This is a genomic window from Dactylosporangium darangshiense, from assembly GCF_039537565.1.
GTDB classification, from domain to species: Bacteria; Actinomycetota; Actinomycetes; order Mycobacteriales; family Micromonosporaceae; genus Dactylosporangium; species Dactylosporangium darangshiense.
Map to the genome: position 1 here is coordinate 20,097 of NZ_BAABAT010000010.1, position 16,647 is coordinate 36,743.

Consider the following 16,647-nt stretch of genomic DNA (forward strand, 5'->3'; position numbering starts at 1 on the left):
GTTCAGCGGCTTGCGGCGCGTGGCCGAGAACCCGTTCGACGTCGTCTACGAGGCCCGGCCCTGATCGGGCCCCACTGAAGGGCTCGTGTACAGGATCTCGCGGGCCTGTTCGGCGGCGCGGTAGATGCTCTCGCCGACGAAGTCGAGGAAGCGCGCGATGCCTTCGAGGCGATCGGCGGCGGGGGTGCCGGACCCGAGGACGCCGACCCCCTGCCGCGCGATCTCGGCCAGCTGGGTGTTGTTCCTGGCGGCGGCGACCATCGACTGGTACCAGACGTTGTTGTCGACGTAGTAGCGCTCGCGGCGGCGTTCGTCGCGCTCCCGCAGGATGAGGCCCTGCGTCTCGAGGAAGGCGACCGCCTTGGAGACCGACGCGGGGCTGACCTGGAGGCGCTGGACAAGCTCGGACGCGGTAAGGCTGCCCGCGTCGGTGGTGAAGAGGCAGGTCAGCACCCGGGACATCATCTTGGGCAGGCCCTGCTGCATGAGGAGGGTGGTGAACACCTCCTCGTACTCGTGCACGGCCCCGGGGTCGCGCCCGTGCGCCGCCGCCGGCGCCTGAGGTCCGCGTGGCGTGGCCTGCCGGCGCCGGTGCGCGCGGTGCTCGGTGGCGCGGTGGGCCAGGTCGGCGCGGTAGGCGGTGGGGCCGCCGTTGCGCATGACCTCGCGCGTGATGGTCGAGGTGGGCCGGTCGAGGCGCCTGGCGATCTCCGCGTAGGCGAGCCCGTCGCCCAGCCCCAGCGCGATCTGCTGGCGTTCCTGCTGGTTGAGGCGGCCTCCCGGCATCGCGATCTCCCTCCACGTTGTCCCTGACGCCTCGAGCATAGCGTTCACTCACATCTCAGTGCAACGAAACGGGTGTCTTCGTTGCGTTAGATTCATCGCCGTTGCAACGAAATTGTGCTCTTTACCTGCGTAAATGCTGCTCACGCGCAACGAGTCTGTTGCCTCGATTGCGAACGCAACGTAGCGTTTCGAGCATCAGAAACAACGCGGTCACAGAGGAGAACCCGATGAACACCTTCGACACCACCGCCCCGATCGCCGCCGTCATCGACGTCCCCGCCGGGCGGGTGCAGGTCATCGCCGCCGAGCGGTCGAACGCCACCGTCGAGGTCCGCCCGGCCGACGCCGGCAAGGGCCGCGACGTGAAGGCGGCCGAGCAGACCACCGTCGAGTTCCGCGACGGCGTCCTGCACATCCAGGCGGCGCCGGCCCGGCACCAGATCCTCGGCCCCTCCGGCTCGGTCGAGCTCACCGTCCAGCTGCCGGCCGGCTCCAAGGTCACCGCCAAGGCCGCCGCCGCCGAGTTCCGCGCCGTCGGCCGCCTCGGCGACGTCGCCTTCGACGGCGCACACGGCGCGATCAAGGTCGACGAGGCCGCGAGCCTGAAGCTGACCGCACACGGCGGCGACGTCGTCGTCGGCCGCCTCACCGGCCCCGCCGAGATCAGCACCGCCCAGGGCGACATCCGCATCACCGAGGCCGCCGCCGGCACCGTCGTGCTGACCACCCAGGCCGGCAACATCGAGATCGGCGCCGCCCGCGGCGTGTCCGCCACCCTCGACGCCGGCACCACCCTCGGCCGCATCCGCAACTCCCTGAAGAACGACGGCGCCGCCGAGCTGAACATCCGCGCCACCACCACTCAGGGCGACATCACCGCCCGCAGCCTCTGAGGAGCAGTCATGACCAACCTGGCCATCGCGGCGAACGGGCTGCGCAAGTCGTTCGGCGACAAGGTCGTGCTCGACGGCGTCGACCTGGCCGTCCCGGAGGGGACGATCTTCTCCCTGCTCGGCCCGAACGGCGCCGGCAAGACCACCACGGTGCGGATCCTGTCCACGCTGGTCCCGGCCGACGGGGGCGACGTGCGGGTCGCCGGGCACGACCTGGCCCGCCGTCCGGACGACGTGCGCGGCGCGATCGGCGTCACCGGGCAGTACTCGGCCGTCGACAAGCTGCTCACCGGCGAGGAGAACCTGCTCCTCATGGCCGACCTGTGGCACCTGTCCCGCCGGGACGGCCGCCGCAAGGCCGCCGAGCTGATCGAGCGCTTCGACCTGGTCGAGGCGGCGCGCAAGCCGGTCTCGACCTACTCCGGCGGCATGCAGCGCCGGCTCGACCTGGCGATGACCCTGGTCGGCGACCCGCGGCTGATCTTCCTGGACGAGCCGACCACCGGCCTCGACCCGCGCAGCCGGCGCTCGATGTGGCAGATCGTGCGCGAGCTCGTCGCGGGCGGCGTCACCATCTTCCTCACCACGCAGTACCTCGACGAGGCCGACGAGCTCGCGGACCGCATCGCCGTCCTCGACCACGGGCGGCTGATCGCCGAGGGCACCGCGGAGGAGCTCAAGCGGCGCATCCCCGGCGGCCACATCGAGCTCACCTTCGCCGACACGCACCTGCTCGACGCCGCTCGCAACGTCCTCGGCGGTGGCATCGCCGACCCCGAGGCGCTGACCCTGCAGGTGCCCAGCGAGGGCGGCGTGCGCGCGATCCGCGAACTGCTCGCGGTCCTCGACGAACGCTCGATCGAGGTCGACGAGATGAGCGTCCACATGCCCGACCTCGACGACGTCTTCCTGACCCTCACCGGCCCGCAGAAGGAGGCCATCCGATGAGCACCATCGCCCTTGCCGCCCGCGACTCCTCCACCATGGTCCGCCGCCAGCTCAAGCGCCTGCTGCGCTACCCGTCCATGACGGTGCAGCTGGTCATCACGCCCGTCATCATCCTGCTGCTGTTCGTCTACGTCCTCGGCGGCACCCTGGGCCAGGGCCTCGGCGGCGGCCGCGACGTCTACGTCAACTACGTCGTCCCCGGCATCCTGCTCATGGCGGCCGCCACGGCCGCGACCGGCACCGCCGTCATGGTCGCCACCGACATGACCGAGGGCATCGTCGCCCGCTTCCGCACCATGCGGATCTCCCGGGCCTCGGTCCTCACCGGGCACGTCGTGGGCAGCGTCATCCAGCAGCTGCTCGGCATGGCCGTGCTCATCGGCATCGCGCTGGCGATCGGCTTCCGCCCGAACGCCACCGCCGTCGAGTGGCTGGCCGCCGTCGGGATGCTCACCCTGTTCGTCGTGGCCATCACGTGGCTGTCGGTCGCCCTCGGCATGAAGTCGCCGACGCCCGAGGCCGCGAGCAACGCCCCGATGCCCCTGATCCTGCTGCCCTTCCTCGGCAGCGGCTTCGTACCGACCGACTCGATGCCCACCGTGCTGCGCTGGTTCGCCGAGTACCAGCCCTTCACGCCGATCATGGAGACGCTGCGCGGCCTGCTGCTCGGCACCCCGATCGGCAACAGTGCCGTCATCGCCATCGCCTGGTGCGCCGGCATCGGCGTCGTGTCCTACCTCTGGGCCAAGCGCACCTTCAACCAGGCCTGAGCACGTGACCCGGCCGTACAGGGCCGTCAGACCGACCGGTCTGACGGCCCTGCGCCGTCAGCGGCGCGACGTGCGCGGCGCCGGCGGGGTGATGCGGACGCGCTGCGTCTCCGGGCGGGTCTCGATGTCGCCGAGCTGTGCCACCACCGTCTCGCGCAGCTCGGTGTAGTCGTCGAAGCTGTGGTCCTGGAACAGCGTGTAGCCGGCCCACATCAGGTTGGCGCACACCTGCGGCGGGACCTTGCCCGTCGCCGCGCCCATGCCGACCAGCGCCACCGACGCGATGCTGCCCGGCGCGCGGTCGTTCTGCATGTGGATGGCCTGGAACGCGGCCGCGCACGCCAGGGCCACGTTGAGCGTCTCGCGCACGTTCTGCACGGACTGCTCCATCGTCGGGGTGGAGATGAGGAACTTCGGGTTCGCCGCGCCCGACGGGACGCAGACGGCGCTGCCGATCGGGAGCAGGCCGCCGAAGGTGTCGCGGATCGCGTTCTGGACGCGCAGCTGGATGCCGGCGCCCAGGTGGCGCTTGACGACCGCGTCCACGCCGCCGTTCATCGCGCCGTGCGAGTTGGTCGGGCTGACCCAGGCGTCGACGTGCTGGTTGAGGATCGAGCCCTTCACGATCTCGACCTCGGGGGTGTCGGCGAAGGCCGACATCCACGCCTGGACCACCTTCGCATTGACGTCGCTCAGCACCACGCGCAGTGGCGCCTGCTCACCGTTGAGGGTCATGGCCCAGGAACATACCCGAACGGTGCCAGTGCTACGGTGCGACGTCCATTGTGGAGTGCGCGGGGGAGTACACGATGAGTGACACCAACGACCCGCTGGGTTTGGCCGAGCTGTTCGCCGGCGGCGGGGAGCCGTGGCTGCCGCTGCTCGGGCCCGTCATCGAGGCACAGCCGTCCGCGGCCTCGTTCATCGGCGCGGGGCGCAGCCCGCAGGTGGTTCCGGTGCGGGAGCTGACGTTCCAGGCGCTCAAGCCCAACCCGCCGCACAAGTGGAAGGTCGTGGTCTTCGGGCAGAACCCGTACCCGCGGCCGGAGAGCGCCACCGGCATCGCCATGTTCGACAACACCTTCCACGACTGGGCGGACAGCCAGTTCGGCAAGGTGGTGAGCATCCGCTGCATCATCAAAGCGGCGGCGATGTGGAAGTACGGCATCCCGAAGAAGACGCCGATCGCGGACATCCGGGCGCTGCTCAAGCAGCACGACACCGTGCAGCCGCCGGAGTGGTTCTCCTCGATGCTCACCCAGGGCGTGCTGCTGCTCAACGCCTCGCTGACGGCCAGCGCCGACGGCGCGATGGGCACCGACGCGCACACCGCGTTCTGGCGGCCGGTGGTGGAGCGGCTCGTCGAGGAGATCCTGCGGGCCAAGCAGGACGCCGACGAGGCGGATCGGGGCGTGGTCTTCGCGTGGTGGGGCGCGCACGCGCGCAACCTCAAGAACGTCGTGGTGCGGCTGCAGAAGAAGTACCCGGGCGTCGAGGTCCGCCACATCGACCACCCGAACCCGGCCGCGCAGGGCGACATCTTCTGCGACAACGAGCACTTCGCCGCCGTCAACGACGCGCTGCAGGCGCTCGGCGCGGACCCGATCGACTGGCTGCCCAGCACGGGGTGGAACGCCGACGCGTCGCGCGAGGGCGCAGAGCGCATGGGCGCGTTCATCGCCTCGACGATGGAGCTGCACAAGCTGTACCTCGAGCGCCTGGCGAGCGTGAAGGACGAGGGCCTCGCCCTGCCCGCCATCACCGGCGTCTTCGACACCCCGCTCATGGACTTCCGCGAGGCGGTGGCGCCGGCGGCCGAGCTCATGTCGGGGCTGCACCGGCACATCGAGGTGTCGCACGACTTCGGCTGCAAGCAGGCCGGCGACGCGACCGCGGACCTGTCGGCCGACGAGGTCGCGGCGCTGTACCTGTACACGTGCGAGTCCGCCTTCTACCGCCAGATCAACGCCACCCTGCGCAACCCGGACCGGGCGCGGATCGTGCCCTTCCTGCCGTACCTGCGGCTGCTGTTCTCGGCCGTCTCGCGGCTGCCGGCGCGCACCGAGCCGCTGTGGCGCGGCGTCTCGCTGGACCTGCGCTCGCAGTACCCGATGGGCCAGACCGTCACCTGGTGGGGCGTGTCGTCGTGCACGTCGAAGGTCGGCGTGGCGCGGGCGTTCATGGGCGGCCGGGGCAAGCGCACGCTGTTCGAGGTGACGCCGGTGCGGGCGGTGGGCATCCGGCGCTTCTCCGCGTTCACCGGCGAGGAGGAGTTCATCCTCGCGCCCGGCACGCAGCTGAAGGTGACCTCGGTCGTGGCCGAGCGCGGCGGCCTGTGCACGGTGAAGCTGACCGAGCTCGGCGAGCAGCGAATGGTCGCCTGAGCCCGGACGCTTTCATGCGCGGGTGAACAGCAGCGACGCGTTCTGGCCGCCGAAGCCGAACGAGTTGCAGATGGCCGCGGTGAGCTCGACCTTGCGCGGCTCGCCCGCGACGACGTCGAGCGCGACGTCGGGCTCCTTCGACTCGAGGTTCAGCGTGTGGGGGATGACGCCGCCGGTGACCGACAACAGGGTCAGGATGCTCTCGACCGCGCCCGCCGCGCCGACGAGGTGCCCGAGCCCCGACTTCGGCGCGGTGAGCACGACGTGGTCGCCGAGCGCGCGGCGGATCGCCTGCGCCTCGCCGACGTCGCCGGCGACCGTGGACGTGGCGTGGCAGTTGACGTGCCCGACGTCGGCGGCGGTGAGGCCCGCGTCGCGGACGGCCTTCTGGATCGCTCGCACCTGGCCGTCGCCGGTCGGGTCGGGGCCGGTGATGTGGTAGGCGTCCGAGGTGATGCCGATGCCGGCCAGGCGGGCGTGCGCCCGCGCGCCGCGCGCGGCCGCGTGCTCGGCCCGCTCGAGGACCAGCACGCCCGCGCCCTCGCCGAGCACGAACCCGTCGCGGCCGGTGTCGAACGGCCGGGACGCCCGCTCCGGGTCGTCGTTGTGCTTGGACAGCGTGCGCGCCTGCGCGAACCCGGCGAGGGTCAGCGGCGCGATCGCGGCCTCGGTGCCGCCGGCGATGACGACGTCGGCCTCGCCCAGCCGGATGAGGCGGGCGGCGAGCCCGAGCGCCTCGGCGCCGGACGCGCAGGCCGACACCGGCGTGTAGACGCCCGCGCGGGCGCCGAACTCGATGCTCACCCACGCCGCGGGCCCGTTGGGCATGAGCATCGGCACGGTGAGCGGCGAGACCCGGCCCGGCCCGCGCTCCTCGAGCACGTCGTCCTGGTTGAGCAGCGTGTTGACGCCGCCGATGCCGGTGGCGATCACCACCGCCAGCCGGTCCGGGTCGACCTCCGGTGCGCCGGCGTCGGCCCACGCCTGCCGCGCGGCGACGAGCGCGGCCTGCTCGCAGCGGTCCAGGCGCCGCGCCTGCACCCGCTCCAGCATCGTGTCGGGCGCCACGGCCATCGGCGCGCCGATGCGCACCGGCATCTCCTCCAGCCGGGGGTAGCCCGCCAGCAGGTCGTCGATGCGCCGCACGCCGGAGCGTCCGGCCAGGGCGCCCTCCCACAGCGCGTCGACGTCGGCGCCCAGCGGTGTCAGCGCGCCCATGCCGGTGATGACCACGTCGGGTGTGCCCACCGTGTCCCTCCCCAGGGTCGATTGCTTTCCGATACTTGTATCGCATACAAATATCGCATGTCCATCGCCGAGCCGGCCCGGGCGCGCGGGCGCCGCACCCGCGCGCGGATCCTGCAGACCGCCGCCGAGCTGTTCGCGGCGCACGGGCACGCGGCGGTGAGCGTGGCCGCGATCGCGAAGGCCGCGCGGGTCTACCCGCACCAGATCACCTACTACTTCGGCTCGAAGGACGGCCTCTTCGTGCACGCCTCACTCTCGACGCTGCTGCGCGACGCGGTGCGGCTCGAGCCGATCGGCCTGCGCCAGCGCGGCCCGGGCGCGTTCCGCTCGGCACTGGCCCGCACCGCACTGGCGCTGCCGTCCGTCCCGGCCGCGGTCCAGGCCATGTCGATTTCGCGGGTACGTCCCGAGCTCCAGCCGGTCGCGCAGACGTACCTGGCCGTGTTGTTCCGCCGCGCCGAGCACTATCTCGTCGAGCTGCTGGCCCGGCGCGGCTGGGCCGTCGACCGCCCCGCCGCGGTGGAGGTGCGCACGTTCTGGAGCGCCGTGCTCGGCGCGCGCCTGATCTCGGAGTCCGGCTACGGCGGCCGCTCCGCCGACGTGGACCTCGCCGGCGTGATGACGGTGCGGGAGCGCTAGACCGAGGTCGGCATGGGGCCGCCGCGCCACGCGACGGCGTCGCAGAGCGCGGCGATCAGGTCGATCTCGGCGCCGTCCGCGTCGGCGTAGGCCCGGTGCAGGTTCAGCACGATCCGCTCCGCGTCGGCCCACGCCGCGAACTCGCCGAGGTCGCAGGCCCGGGCGGCCTCGAGCGGGGTGCGGCCCGCCGCCCGACCGGCGGCCGCGGTTTCGAGGACGAACTCGTAGTACCGCCGCAGCATCTCAAAAGCGGGCGCGATCTCGTCGCCGCGCAGCAGCGGCCCGTGCCCCGGCACCACGTGCTGCGGCCCGAGGCCGGCCATCCAGTCCAGCGCCCGCATTGCGCCCGGCACCGAGCCCATGAACACCAGCGGGGTGAGCCCGCTGAAGACCAGGTCGCCGGCGAACAGCACCCGCTCGCCCGGCAGCCAGGCGACGAGGTCGCCGGTCGTGTGCGCGGGCCCGCCCGGGTGCAGCAGCTCGATCGCCGTGCCGCCCGCGTACACCGTGAGCCGGTCGCGCACTGAGATGTCCGGCACGCGCCGGGTGACGTCGCCCCAGTCCGGCACCGGCTGCCAGAACGGCGGGCACCCGTCGATGATCGGGTCGGTGCGCAGCGCCTCCCGCATGTGCTCCTGCCCGATGAGGACGGTGGACTCGGGCAGGAGGCTGTTACCGTACGTGTGGTCTCCGTGCTGATGCGTGTTGACCGCCATCCGGATCGGCGCGCCCGGCGCCGTCTCGGCCACCGCGGCGAGGAACCGGCGGGTGCGCGCCTCGGTCGCGCACGTGTCGACGAGGAACACCTCGCCGCCCCCGGCGACCGCACCGGCGTTGTTGACCCACCAGGTGCCGTCGGGCTGGACCCACGCGTGCACGCCGGGAACTACGGTCTCGAGCATGGCGTCCAATGTAAGTGCGGTCAGGTCCGATGAGATCAGGAAGGATGGAGATTGTGATCTCTGTGGTCCCCGCAAACGAGGCGAGCTGGGACGACCTCTGCGCGATCTTCGGCGAGCGCGGCGAGCCGTTCCGGTGCCGGTGCCAGTACTTCAAGATCCCGAGCGCCGAGTGGGACGCCACGCCGGTCTCGGAGCGCGCTGAGCGGCTGCGCGAGCAGACCCGCGCGCCCTCGACCAGCGGCCTGGTCGCCTATCTCGACGGCGAGCCGGCCGGCTGGTGCGCCGTCGAGCCCCGCACCGCCTACCCGCGCCTGCGCACGGCCCGCGTGCCGTGGGCCGGCCGGGACGAGGACCGCGCCGATCCCGGCGTGTGGGCCGTCACCTGTTTCGTCACGCGCACGGGCTTCCGCCGCCGGGGCGTCAGCCGGGCGCTGGCCGCCGCCGCGGTCGACTTCGCGCGGCGGCGCGGCGCGACGGCGCTGGAGGGGTACCCCATCGTCAAGGAGCCGGGCCAGGAGTTCGCCTGGATCGGCGAGCTGTACGTCGGCACGCCCACCGCCTTCGCCGACGCCGGCTTCGCCGAGGTGAGCCGCCCGACGGCCCGCCGCGCCGTGATGCGGGTCGACTTCGCGCCCGGGGGCCGCTCGTGACGCCGCCGCTGGCCCGCCTGCTGGTCATGGCCGGGCGCCGCCTCGGCGACCAGCTGTCCGAACGCCTCGAGGCGAAGGGCTGGCGGGACGTGCCGCCGCCGGCCGGCTACGTCCTGCTGGCCGCGCGCGGCGGCCCGACCACGGGCGGCGAGATCGCCCAGGCGCTGGGCATGACGAAGCAGTCGGCGTCGAAGGCCCTGGACCAGCTCGAGCGGCGCGGCTTCATCCAGCGCACCTCGATCCCGCAGGACGGCCGCGTCCGCAACGTCGAGCTGACGCCCCGGGGCCGCGAGCTGCTGGCCGTCCTGGAGGAGATCGACCTGGAGCTGGAGCGCGAGTGGGCGGCCGTCATCGGCGCCGAGGCCGTCGAGTCGATGCGGGCCGCGCTGTCCCGCATGCTGCCCGAGGCGCCCCGGTGAGCCGTCCGGCCGCGGTCGCCGTGGCGGCCCTGTCGCTCGCGGTCCTCGCCGCCGCGGACCCCGCCTGGGCCGGCGCCCCGACCGGCACCGTCACCGCGCAGATCGCGTTCTCCGGCGGCCCGGCGCCGGGCCTGCTCCCCGGCATGCCCGGCACGGTGACGCTGTCGCGCGACGGCCGGGTCTTCGCCGCCCGGAACCTGGGCGAGGGCGAGTCGTTGCGCGCCGAGCTGCCCGCCGGCGCCTACCACGCCCGGGCGCACAGCGGCGACGCCCTGTGCATCGACGAGACCGTCCGCGTCACCGCCGGCGGCGCGTCGGCCCTGTGCCTCGTGTGCCAGGTCAAGTGACCCGCGCCCGGCCCGGCCAGGTCGACAGGGCGCGGTCGATGGCGTCCAGGACGAGGGACCAGCTGGTGTCGAGGTTGCGGGCGTGGCTGAAGCCGCCGTCGGTCTCCAGGTGGATGAAGCCGTGCATCGTGCTGTACACGAAGCGCACCGCGTCGACCGCGCGGGTCTCCTCCAGGCCGTAGCCGCGCAGCAGGGCCGCGCAGCCGGCCACGATGCGGGCCTGTGCCGCCGAACCCTCCGGGTCGGTCAGGGGGCGGACCGTGGCGGCGTAGCGGCCGGGGTGCGACAGGACCCAGGAGCGCAGGGCGGTGGCGTAGGCGATCAGCGCGTCGCGGCCCGCGCGGCCCTGCAGCGCCTCGCCGAGGCGGTCGGCGAGCTGCCCCGTCGCCTGGGCGGCGACCGCGTCGAGCAGGTCGGGCACGCCGCGGACGTGCTCGTAGAGGCTGGGCACCGCCACGCCGAGCCGCCGAGCGAGGGCGGTCATCGTCACGTGGTCGATGCCCACCTCGTCGGCCAGCTCGAGCGCGGCGGTGCACACCTGCGCGCGCGACAGGCCGGCTCGTACCATGCGCTACAGCCTAATGCCCTTAGGAAAGAGCCTACGGTGGGCTCGCGGTGCGGCGCTGTGCGGCGGAGCCCCTTGCGGGATACCCGACAGTGTCGCAGACTGGCCCGTCCGGTCGCCTCGGTTGCGAAGGTCATCTACCGTCCATAGGCACACCTGAGGGAGCAGACGATGAGGCGATCCACTTCGGTGCCGCTGGGCCGAAGCTACCTCGCGCTGGCGGCGCTGGCGATGACCGGCGGCCTGTCCGCGTGCGCGCGTGAGAAGCAGACCTACTGCGCCGATGCCAACGGCGTGGTCGTGCCGGACAGCCGCTGCGACGACGGCTCGCCGGGCCACTACTACTACACCGGCAGCTACGGCCGCGGCCGCGCGCCGGGCTACCGGCTCAGCGGCGGCAGCCGGGTCGCCTCGACCGACTCGATCGGCCGCTCCAACGCGGGCCTGCCGTCCACCGGCCATGTGAGCAACGGCCACGTCAGCTCCGGCGGCTTCGGCAGCAGCAGCCACGGCAGCAGCTCGGGCGGCTGACGTGCGACGCATCGCCGACGGCGCCGTCCGCCCGGACTGGCGCCAGCAGCTCGCGACGCAGGGCATCGCCTACAACGACACCCCGACGCCGGACGGCGGCACCATGTCGTACTGGCGCGAGGGGCCGTTCTACGACTTCACGTCGGGCGAGATCGACGCCCTTAGCGCGAGCGCGGCGACGCTGTTCGAGATGTGCGTCGCGGCCGGCGACTTCGTCATCGACCACAACATGTTCCAGCTGCTGGGCATCCCCGAGTTCGCCTGGGACCAGATCAAGCGCACGTGGTGGGACGACGAGACCGAGCCCGGCGGGCGCAGCAAGGGCGACTACTCGCCGAGCGTCTACGGCCGTTTCGACCTGCGCTACTCCGGGGAGTACGCGGGCCGGCCGCAGCTGCTGGAGTTCAACGCCGACACCCCCACGGCGCTGCCCGAGTCGGCGGTCTCGCAGTGGTACTGGCACCAGCAGACCGGCCAGGGCAAGGACCAGTGGAACGCCATCCACGAGATGCTCGTCGAGGCGTGGAAGCGCAACATCACCCGGCTGCGCCAGGCGCGCACCCACCTGTTGAGCCCCCTCACCATCCACTTCGCGTGCGACCGCGCGGAGGACAGCGGCGAGGACCTGTTCAACACCGAGTACCTGATGGAGACGGCGCGGCAGGCGCTGGAGCCCATGGGGTACCGCACGAAGTTCCTCTACATGGACGAGATCGGGGCCGGCGACGTGGCGGCGGGCGACCGCTTCTTCGACCCCGACGGGCAGCACATCGACGTCATCTTCAAGCTGTACCCCTGGGAGTGGATGCTCCAGGAGCAGTTCTCCAAGCAGTGCTTCCGCGACATGGCCGACCCGCGCCGCGACAGCACCGTGTGGATCGAGCCGCCCTACAAGATGCTCTGGAGCAACAAGGGCCTGCTGCCGATCCTGTGGCACCTGTACGGCGACGACCCCGACCGGCGCGAGCTGCTCCTGCCGGCGTACTTCGAGTCCGAGCGCCCCGAGTGGATGACGTCCTACGTGCGTAAGCCCCTATTGGGCCGCGAGGGCGCCAACGTATCGATCGTCGTCGACGGCGTCACCGTGACCAGCGCGCCGGGCGACTACGGCGGCCCGTTCGTGTGCCAGGCCTTCGCGCCGCTGCCGGCCTACCCCGACCCCCGCGGCGGCGAGTGGCACCCGGTCCTCGGCGTATGGATGATCGACGGCGAGCCGGCGGGCCTGGGCATCCGGGAGAGCGCCGGGCTCATCACCGACAACCTGAGCCACTTCGTCCCCCATGTAATTGACTTCTCTCAATAGGATGTGACGGCATGAACGGTACCGCCGCCCTGATCGCGGTGCTCCAGGTGCTCATCGTGATCGTTGCCGTGGGCGGCGGATGGTGGCTGCTCAACGCCGTCACGTCGTTCGACGACCACGACGAGCTGTGGGAACGCGCCAACTGGGGCTACCTGGTCCAGCGGGTCGGCTTCGTCGCCGTGCAGGTCATCGGCGTGTCGAGCCTCATCGGCCAGGACCTCGAGAACTGGAGCTCCCTGGCCTGGGTCGGCGGCGGCATCGTCTGGGCCACGCTGCTGGCGATCGTCGGCTTCTGGATCACCGACTGGATGATCCTGCGCACCCGCGCGACCCAGCTCGCCGCCCTCAACACCGTGTCGCGGTCCGTCGGCCTCGTCCGCCTCGGCTTCTACCTCGGCCTGGCGCTGGTCGTGCGGGCCACGTTCGTCGGGCACGCGCCGAACCTGCGCACCTCGCTGACCTCGATCGGCGTGTTCACCGTCGCCGGCATCGCCGGGCTGGTCATCGCCTTCTACCTGCACAGCCTCGTCGCGCACGGCAACCTGCGCGCCGCGGTCGTGGCCGGCGGCGACACCCAGGGCCTCGAGTCCGCCGCGGTGCTCACCGCCGTCGGGCTCATCCTCTACGGCGCCATGGCCGGCGACTTCACCACCTGGCCGGAGAGCCTGGCCGGCTTCGGCATGGCGCTCGGCGTGGCCTACGTGGGGCTCTACGTGGCGCGGTACCTCATCGACTGGTTCGTCCTCACCGGCGAGTGCACGCTGAAGACGATCCACGCCCAGCAGCAGCGGGGCGCCGCGGCGCTGCTCGCCTTCCTGCTCGTCATGGTGGCCCTGCCGATCAGCGCGGTGGTCAACCTCTACGTCGAGTGACCGAGGTCCTGCGCACGCAGCGCCTGGTGCTGCGCGAGATGGTCGAGGGCGACCTCGACGATCTCGCCGCGCTGCTCGGCGACCCGGACGTCATGCGGTACTACCCGCGCCCGAAGACCAGGGCCGAGACGCTCGAGTGGATCGCCCTCAACCGGCGGCGGTACCGCGCGAACGGCTTCGGCTTCTGGACCATGCTCGGGCGCGAGGACGGCGCGTTCGCCGGCGACTGCGGCCTGACGATCCAGCGCGTCGACGGCGTCGACGAGATCGAGCTCGGCTACCACGTGCACCCGGCCCGCCAGCGCACCGGCCTGGCCACCGAGGCGGCGATCGCGTGCCGCGACCTGGCGCGCGACCGCTTCGGCGCCGGGCGCGTCATCGCGATCATCCACCCGGACAACGTGCCCTCACAGCGAGTGGCCCAGAAGGCGGGCCTGACGCTGGAGAAACGCACGCACGGTTACGGATCGGGCACGCAGGAGGTCCTGATCTTCGCGGCGTCGCTCTGATTGCGTGATTCATCACATCCTGTCCGGTTTGCCGCCACTCGGACGGGGTACTTGATCGCGTATGGAAAGCGCGGTGCTCAGCAGTGACGTCAACGATCAGCCCGTGACGGTCGAGCCAGAGGACGCGCCGGAAGAACTCTTCTGGCTGCCGACCGAGGCCCGCCCCGCATCCGCCGGCCCCCACACCGACGAGCGGTTCATCCTCTGAAAAACTCGGCGGCGCCCAGTGGGCGGCGTCGGGCATCCTGACGGGCATGGATGGCCTCGGGGACCGGATGAAGGCGTACGAGCGGGCGACCCGCGCCGTGCTGCCGCGGCGGACCTACACCGTGGTGCGCGTGGACGGCCGGGCGTTCCACTCCTACCTGCGCGGCGCCGAGCGCCCGTTCGACGCCGGCTTCATGGCGGCCATGGACGGCGTGGCCGAGGCGCTGTGCACCGAGATCAGCGGCGCCGTGCTCGCCTACACGCAGTCCGACGAGGTCAGCGTCCTCGTCACCGACTTCGCCGCGCCCGGCACCGAGCCGTGGTTCGGCGGCGTGGTGCAGAAGTGGTGCTCCGTCGCCGCATCGCTCGCCACCGCCACGCTCAACGCCCGCCGGCCGGGCGCCACCGCGCTGTTCGACGCCCGCGCGTTCACCATCGCCGACCCGGCCGACGTCGCCGCCTACCTGCTGTGGCGCCAGCGCGACGCGGTGCGCAACAGCATCGCGATGGCCGCGCAGTCGGTGTTCCCGCACCGGCGCCTGCAGGGCCTGCACTCCGGCGCGCTGCAGGAGCTGCTGTTCGCCGAGGCCGGCATCAACTGGAACGACTACCCGCCGCAGTGCCGCCGCGGCCGCCTGACGGCGCGCACGCAGGTCGAGCGCGAGGTGCGGTACACCCACCAGCGCACCGGCGAGGAGCACACCGCGGTGATCGCGCGCGGGCGCTGGGAGACCGGCCCGGCGCCGCACTTCACCGCGGCCGGTCTCACCATGCTCATCCCCGGCTATCCCCCACTCGCCCAGGAACAGGCCGCGGCTCAGCCGTAGGTCGGCCGCTGGGGCCAGCCCGCGGGCGAGTCCTCCCAGTCCTCCTGGCGCCCGTACGGCGTCAGGTCGAAGATGCTGTTGACGAAGACCAGCCGGTCGACGCCGCGCTGGGTGGTGTTGTAGGTGCGGTAGACCTCGTCGCCGTCGCGGAGGAAGACGCTGAGCATGAAGCCGCCCCCGGCGCCGCAGTCCTCGGCGAACGCGGTGCCGTGCGACGAGACGAACGGCAGCGTCCAGCCCCGCTGGGCCTTGTACGCCTCGATCTGCGCCAGCGGCATGTTCGACACGGTGACCCAGGAGATCCCGCGCGTGGCCAGCGCCGGCAGGCCCGTAACCGGCACGTTGTCGGTGAACCAGGTGCAGCCCGGGCAGTAGGCGTCCGGGCCGTTGTCCATGAACTGGTACACCACGAGCTGGTCGCGGCCCTCGAACAGCTCCAGCAGCGTGCGCGGGCCGCCCGGTGCGTCGAACACGTAGTCGTTGCGGTATCGCACCATCGGCAGCCGGCGGCGCCGGGCGGCGATCGCGTCGAGCTGGCGGGTCGCCTCCTTCTCGGCCTTCAGCAGCTCGTCGCGCTCCTGCGCGTACTCCTGCGCCGAGACAATTCGTGGCTTGTCGTCCATGATGCGATTCTGCTCCCGGCCACGCCCCGCCGCAGGCCGGTTGGGCCGCACGGGCGAGGATACGGGGCATGGCAGACGAGAAGCGGGCCTTCGCGCGGCGGCTGGCCGCCGAGTCGATCGCGGCGGGGGAGCCGACCGCGTGGTTCGAGACGCTGTACGCCGCCGCCGAGGCCGGCGACGCCGTCGTGCCCTGGGCCGACCTGGAGCCGAACCCGCTGCTGGTGCGGTGGGCCGCCGCGGCGGGGCGGGCGCACGGGGGCGCGGCGCTGGTCGTCGGGTGCGGGCTCGGCGACGACGCGGAGTTCCTCGCCGGCCTCGGCTACCGCACGGTCGCCTTCGACGTCGCGCCGACCGCGGTCGCGGGGGCACGGCGGCGCTTCCCGGGCTCGGCGGTCGAGTACGTGGCCGCGGACCTGCTCGACCCGCCCGCGGGGTGGCTCGGCGCGTTCGACCTGGTCTTCGAGAGCTACACGGTGCAGGTGCTGCAGGGCGCCGCCCGCGCGGCCGCGATCGCCAACTGCGGCGCGCTCGTCGCGCCCGGCGGGGAACTGCTGGTGCTGGCGCGCGCCCGCGAGGACGCCGACGAGCCGGGCGCCATGCCCTGGCCGCTCACCCGCGCCGAGATGGAGGCCTTCGCCACCGGGGATTTCCAGGTGGTACACCTGGAGGCCGTCCACGACCACGAAGAGCCCCCGGTGCGCCGTTGGACGGCCACGCTGCGCCGCCGGGTGGTTGAATCGGCGGCGTGAGGACCAACCGGAGCATCCCGGCGGCCGCGGTCGTGCCGGTGCTGACCTACCCCGACGTCCGCGCCGCCGTCGCGTGGCTGGAGGCCGCCTTCGGGTGCGCCGAGCGGGTGCGCATCGGCGAGGACCACCGCGCGCAGCTGCGCCTCGGCGACGGGGCGGTCATCGTCGCGGACACCGGCAGCGAGCGCGGCGCGCCGGCCGGCGGGCCGGTCACCCACTCGGTGCTCGTGCGCGTCGAGGACGCCCGGGCGCACTGCGAACGGGCCCGGGCGCACGGTGCGCGGATCCTCATGGAGCCGACCGACTTCGAGTACGGCGAGCGGCAGTACCACGCCGAGGACCTCGCCGGGCACCGCTGGACGTTCTCGCAGACGCTCGCCGACGTCGCGCCCGAGGACTGGGGCGGCCAGACGGTCGGCGCCTGAGCGGCGCAGGGGTGCGCCTCCAGGACGTACTGCCATCGGCCCGGCGGCTT

The 16,647-nt window shown here is 72.5% G+C and carries 21 protein-coding genes; 15 read left to right on the forward strand and 6 right to left on the reverse strand.

What is annotated here, in order from left to right:
• Positions 1–45: 45 nt before the first annotated feature.
• Positions 46–786, reverse strand: a complete 741-nt coding sequence (locus ABD901_RS20005; protein ID WP_345128609.1) for a helix-turn-helix domain-containing protein — start codon at positions 784–786, stop codon at positions 46–48.
• Positions 787–1,013: 227 nt separating this feature from the next.
• Here ABD901_RS20005 and ABD901_RS20010 point away from each other — a divergent pair, with 227 nt between their 5' ends.
• The 3 genes from ABD901_RS20010 to ABD901_RS20020 are packed head-to-tail and all read left to right on the forward strand — an operon-like array spanning position 1,014 to position 3,397.
• Positions 1,014–1,679: a DUF4097 family beta strand repeat-containing protein gene (locus tag ABD901_RS20010; protein WP_345128610.1), complete on the forward strand. Its 666-nt coding sequence runs from the start codon at positions 1,014–1,016 to the stop codon at positions 1,677–1,679.
• Positions 1,680–1,688: 9 nt separating this feature from the next.
• Positions 1,689–2,627: an ATP-binding cassette domain-containing protein gene (locus ABD901_RS20015; protein ID WP_345128611.1), complete on the forward strand. Its 939-nt coding sequence runs from the start codon at positions 1,689–1,691 to the stop codon at positions 2,625–2,627.
• Positions 2,624–3,397, forward strand: coding sequence for an ABC transporter permease (locus ABD901_RS20020; protein WP_345128612.1), 774 nt, complete (start codon positions 2,624–2,626; stop codon positions 3,395–3,397). Before ABD901_RS20015 ends, ABD901_RS20020 begins: the two co-directional genes overlap by 4 nt.
• 57 nt (positions 3,398–3,454) lie before the next feature.
• Here the strand turns inward: ABD901_RS20020 and ABD901_RS20025 are convergent, their stop codons facing one another.
• Positions 3,455–4,132, reverse strand: coding sequence for a macro domain-containing protein (locus ABD901_RS20025; protein WP_345128613.1), 678 nt, complete (start codon positions 4,130–4,132; stop codon positions 3,455–3,457).
• A 74-nt stretch (positions 4,133–4,206) separates the two neighbouring features.
• Between ABD901_RS20025 and ABD901_RS20030 the strand changes: the two genes are divergently transcribed.
• Positions 4,207–5,781: an ADP-ribosyltransferase domain-containing protein gene (locus tag ABD901_RS20030; protein WP_345128614.1), complete on the forward strand. Its 1,575-nt coding sequence runs from the start codon at positions 4,207–4,209 to the stop codon at positions 5,779–5,781.
• Positions 5,782–5,793: 12 nt separating this feature from the next.
• Here the strand turns inward: ABD901_RS20030 and ABD901_RS20035 are convergent, their stop codons facing one another.
• The gene (locus ABD901_RS20035; RefSeq protein ID WP_345128615.1) at positions 5,794–7,029 is read right to left on the reverse strand and encodes a beta-ketoacyl-[acyl-carrier-protein] synthase family protein; all 1,236 of its coding nucleotides are present in this window, start codon (positions 7,027–7,029) and stop codon (positions 5,794–5,796) included.
• Between the two features lie 57 nt (positions 7,030–7,086).
• Between ABD901_RS20035 and ABD901_RS20040 the strand changes: the two genes are divergently transcribed.
• On the forward strand, positions 7,087–7,668 hold the full coding sequence (locus ABD901_RS20040) for a TetR/AcrR family transcriptional regulator (protein ID WP_345128616.1): 582 nt from the start codon (positions 7,087–7,089) through the stop codon (positions 7,666–7,668).
• On the opposite strand, the gene ABD901_RS20045 is transcribed toward ABD901_RS20040, so the two are convergent.
• Complete coding sequence (locus ABD901_RS20045; RefSeq protein ID WP_345128617.1) at positions 7,665–8,570, reverse strand: MBL fold metallo-hydrolase; 906 nt, start codon at positions 8,568–8,570, stop codon at positions 7,665–7,667. The two genes, ABD901_RS20040 and ABD901_RS20045, sit on opposite strands and share 4 nt — an antisense overlap.
• Positions 8,571–8,614: 44 nt before the next feature.
• Between ABD901_RS20045 and ABD901_RS20050 the strand changes: the two genes are divergently transcribed.
• The 3 genes from ABD901_RS20050 to ABD901_RS20060 are packed head-to-tail and all read left to right on the forward strand — an operon-like array spanning position 8,615 to position 9,986.
• Positions 8,615–9,220, forward strand: a complete 606-nt coding sequence (locus ABD901_RS20050; RefSeq protein WP_345128618.1) for a GNAT family N-acetyltransferase — start codon at positions 8,615–8,617, stop codon at positions 9,218–9,220.
• Positions 9,217–9,639, forward strand: coding sequence for a MarR family winged helix-turn-helix transcriptional regulator (locus ABD901_RS20055; RefSeq protein WP_345128619.1), 423 nt, complete (start codon positions 9,217–9,219; stop codon positions 9,637–9,639). Before ABD901_RS20050 ends, ABD901_RS20055 begins: the two co-directional genes overlap by 4 nt.
• Positions 9,636–9,986 carry a hypothetical protein gene (locus ABD901_RS20060; RefSeq protein WP_345128620.1) on the forward strand — a complete coding sequence of 117 codons (351 nt, stop codon included), beginning with the start codon at positions 9,636–9,638 and terminating at the stop codon, positions 9,984–9,986. The genes ABD901_RS20055 and ABD901_RS20060 overlap by 4 nt, the downstream gene beginning before the upstream one ends.
• Here ABD901_RS20060 and ABD901_RS20065 read toward each other — a convergent pair.
• Positions 9,979–10,554, reverse strand: coding sequence for a TetR/AcrR family transcriptional regulator (locus ABD901_RS20065; RefSeq protein WP_345128621.1), 576 nt, complete (start codon positions 10,552–10,554; stop codon positions 9,979–9,981). The two genes, ABD901_RS20060 and ABD901_RS20065, sit on opposite strands and share 8 nt — an antisense overlap.
• Positions 10,555–10,722: 168 nt before the next feature.
• Between ABD901_RS20065 and ABD901_RS20070 the strand changes: the two genes are divergently transcribed.
• The 5 genes from ABD901_RS20070 to ABD901_RS20090 all read left to right on the forward strand — a co-directional run bounded on the left by ABD901_RS20070 (position 10,723) and on the right by ABD901_RS20090 (position 14,800).
• Positions 10,723–11,082, forward strand: coding sequence for a hypothetical protein (locus ABD901_RS20070; protein ID WP_345128622.1), 360 nt, complete (start codon positions 10,723–10,725; stop codon positions 11,080–11,082).
• Between the two features lies 1 nt (position 11,083).
• A complete protein-coding gene (locus tag ABD901_RS20075; protein ID WP_345128623.1) occupies positions 11,084–12,385 on the forward strand; it encodes a glutathionylspermidine synthase family protein in 1,302 nt (433 codons plus the stop codon).
• A gap of 11 nt (positions 12,386–12,396) precedes the next feature.
• The gene (locus ABD901_RS20080) at positions 12,397–13,257 is read left to right on the forward strand and encodes a DUF350 domain-containing protein (protein ID WP_345128624.1); all 861 of its coding nucleotides are present in this window, start codon (positions 12,397–12,399) and stop codon (positions 13,255–13,257) included.
• The gene (locus ABD901_RS20085) at positions 13,254–13,766 is read left to right on the forward strand and encodes a GNAT family N-acetyltransferase (protein ID WP_345128625.1); all 513 of its coding nucleotides are present in this window, start codon (positions 13,254–13,256) and stop codon (positions 13,764–13,766) included. The genes ABD901_RS20080 and ABD901_RS20085 overlap by 4 nt, the downstream gene beginning before the upstream one ends.
• Before the next feature lie 254 nt (positions 13,767–14,020).
• The gene (locus tag ABD901_RS20090; protein WP_345128626.1) at positions 14,021–14,800 is read left to right on the forward strand and encodes a tRNA(His) guanylyltransferase Thg1 family protein; all 780 of its coding nucleotides are present in this window, start codon (positions 14,021–14,023) and stop codon (positions 14,798–14,800) included.
• On the opposite strand, the gene ABD901_RS20095 is transcribed toward ABD901_RS20090, so the two are convergent.
• On the reverse strand, positions 14,791–15,423 hold the full coding sequence (locus ABD901_RS20095; protein ID WP_345128627.1) for a DUF899 domain-containing protein: 633 nt from the start codon (positions 15,421–15,423) through the stop codon (positions 14,791–14,793). The genes ABD901_RS20090 and ABD901_RS20095 overlap by 10 nt on opposite strands.
• 68 nt (positions 15,424–15,491) lie before the next feature.
• Here ABD901_RS20095 and ABD901_RS20100 point away from each other — a divergent pair, with 68 nt between their 5' ends.
• Positions 15,492–16,172, forward strand: coding sequence for a class I SAM-dependent methyltransferase (locus ABD901_RS20100; RefSeq protein WP_345128628.1), 681 nt, complete (start codon positions 15,492–15,494; stop codon positions 16,170–16,172).
• On the forward strand, positions 16,169–16,597 hold the full coding sequence (locus ABD901_RS20105; protein WP_345128629.1) for a VOC family protein: 429 nt from the start codon (positions 16,169–16,171) through the stop codon (positions 16,595–16,597). The genes ABD901_RS20100 and ABD901_RS20105 overlap by 4 nt, the downstream gene beginning before the upstream one ends.
• Positions 16,598–16,647 lie beyond the last annotated feature (50 nt).

What these genes read in the sequence shown, in the direction of transcription:
- ABD901_RS20025 (WP_345128613.1), bottom strand. Translation starts at nt 4,132, where the DNA reads ATGACCCTCAACGGTGAGCAGGCGCCACTGCGCGTGGTGCTGAGCGAC.
- ABD901_RS20015 (WP_345128611.1), top strand. Translation starts at nt 1,689, where the DNA reads ATGACCAACCTGGCCATCGCGGCGAACGGGCTGCGCAAGTCGTTCGGC.
- ABD901_RS20030 (WP_345128614.1), top strand. Translation starts at nt 4,207, where the DNA reads ATGAGTGACACCAACGACCCGCTGGGTTTGGCCGAGCTGTTCGCCGGC.
- ABD901_RS20010 (WP_345128610.1), top strand. Translation starts at nt 1,014, where the DNA reads ATGAACACCTTCGACACCACCGCCCCGATCGCCGCCGTCATCGACGTC.
- ABD901_RS20100 (WP_345128628.1), top strand. Translation starts at nt 15,492, where the DNA reads ATGGCAGACGAGAAGCGGGCCTTCGCGCGGCGGCTGGCCGCCGAGTCG.
- ABD901_RS20020 (WP_345128612.1), top strand. Translation starts at nt 2,624, where the DNA reads ATGAGCACCATCGCCCTTGCCGCCCGCGACTCCTCCACCATGGTCCGC.
- ABD901_RS20005 (WP_345128609.1), bottom strand. Translation starts at nt 786, where the DNA reads ATGCCGGGAGGCCGCCTCAACCAGCAGGAACGCCAGCAGATCGCGCTG.
- ABD901_RS20070 (WP_345128622.1), top strand. Translation starts at nt 10,723, where the DNA reads ATGAGGCGATCCACTTCGGTGCCGCTGGGCCGAAGCTACCTCGCGCTG.
- ABD901_RS20050 (WP_345128618.1), top strand. Translation starts at nt 8,615, where the DNA reads ATGGAGATTGTGATCTCTGTGGTCCCCGCAAACGAGGCGAGCTGGGAC.
- ABD901_RS20090 (WP_345128626.1), top strand. Translation starts at nt 14,021, where the DNA reads ATGGATGGCCTCGGGGACCGGATGAAGGCGTACGAGCGGGCGACCCGC.
- ABD901_RS20045 (WP_345128617.1), bottom strand. Translation starts at nt 8,570, where the DNA reads ATGCTCGAGACCGTAGTTCCCGGCGTGCACGCGTGGGTCCAGCCCGAC.
- ABD901_RS20080 (WP_345128624.1), top strand. Translation starts at nt 12,397, where the DNA reads ATGAACGGTACCGCCGCCCTGATCGCGGTGCTCCAGGTGCTCATCGTG.
- ABD901_RS20040 (WP_345128616.1), top strand. Translation starts at nt 7,087, where the DNA reads ATGTCCATCGCCGAGCCGGCCCGGGCGCGCGGGCGCCGCACCCGCGCG.
- ABD901_RS20065 (WP_345128621.1), bottom strand. Translation starts at nt 10,554, where the DNA reads ATGGTACGAGCCGGCCTGTCGCGCGCGCAGGTGTGCACCGCCGCGCTC.
- ABD901_RS20095 (WP_345128627.1), bottom strand. Translation starts at nt 15,423, where the DNA reads ATGGACGACAAGCCACGAATTGTCTCGGCGCAGGAGTACGCGCAGGAG.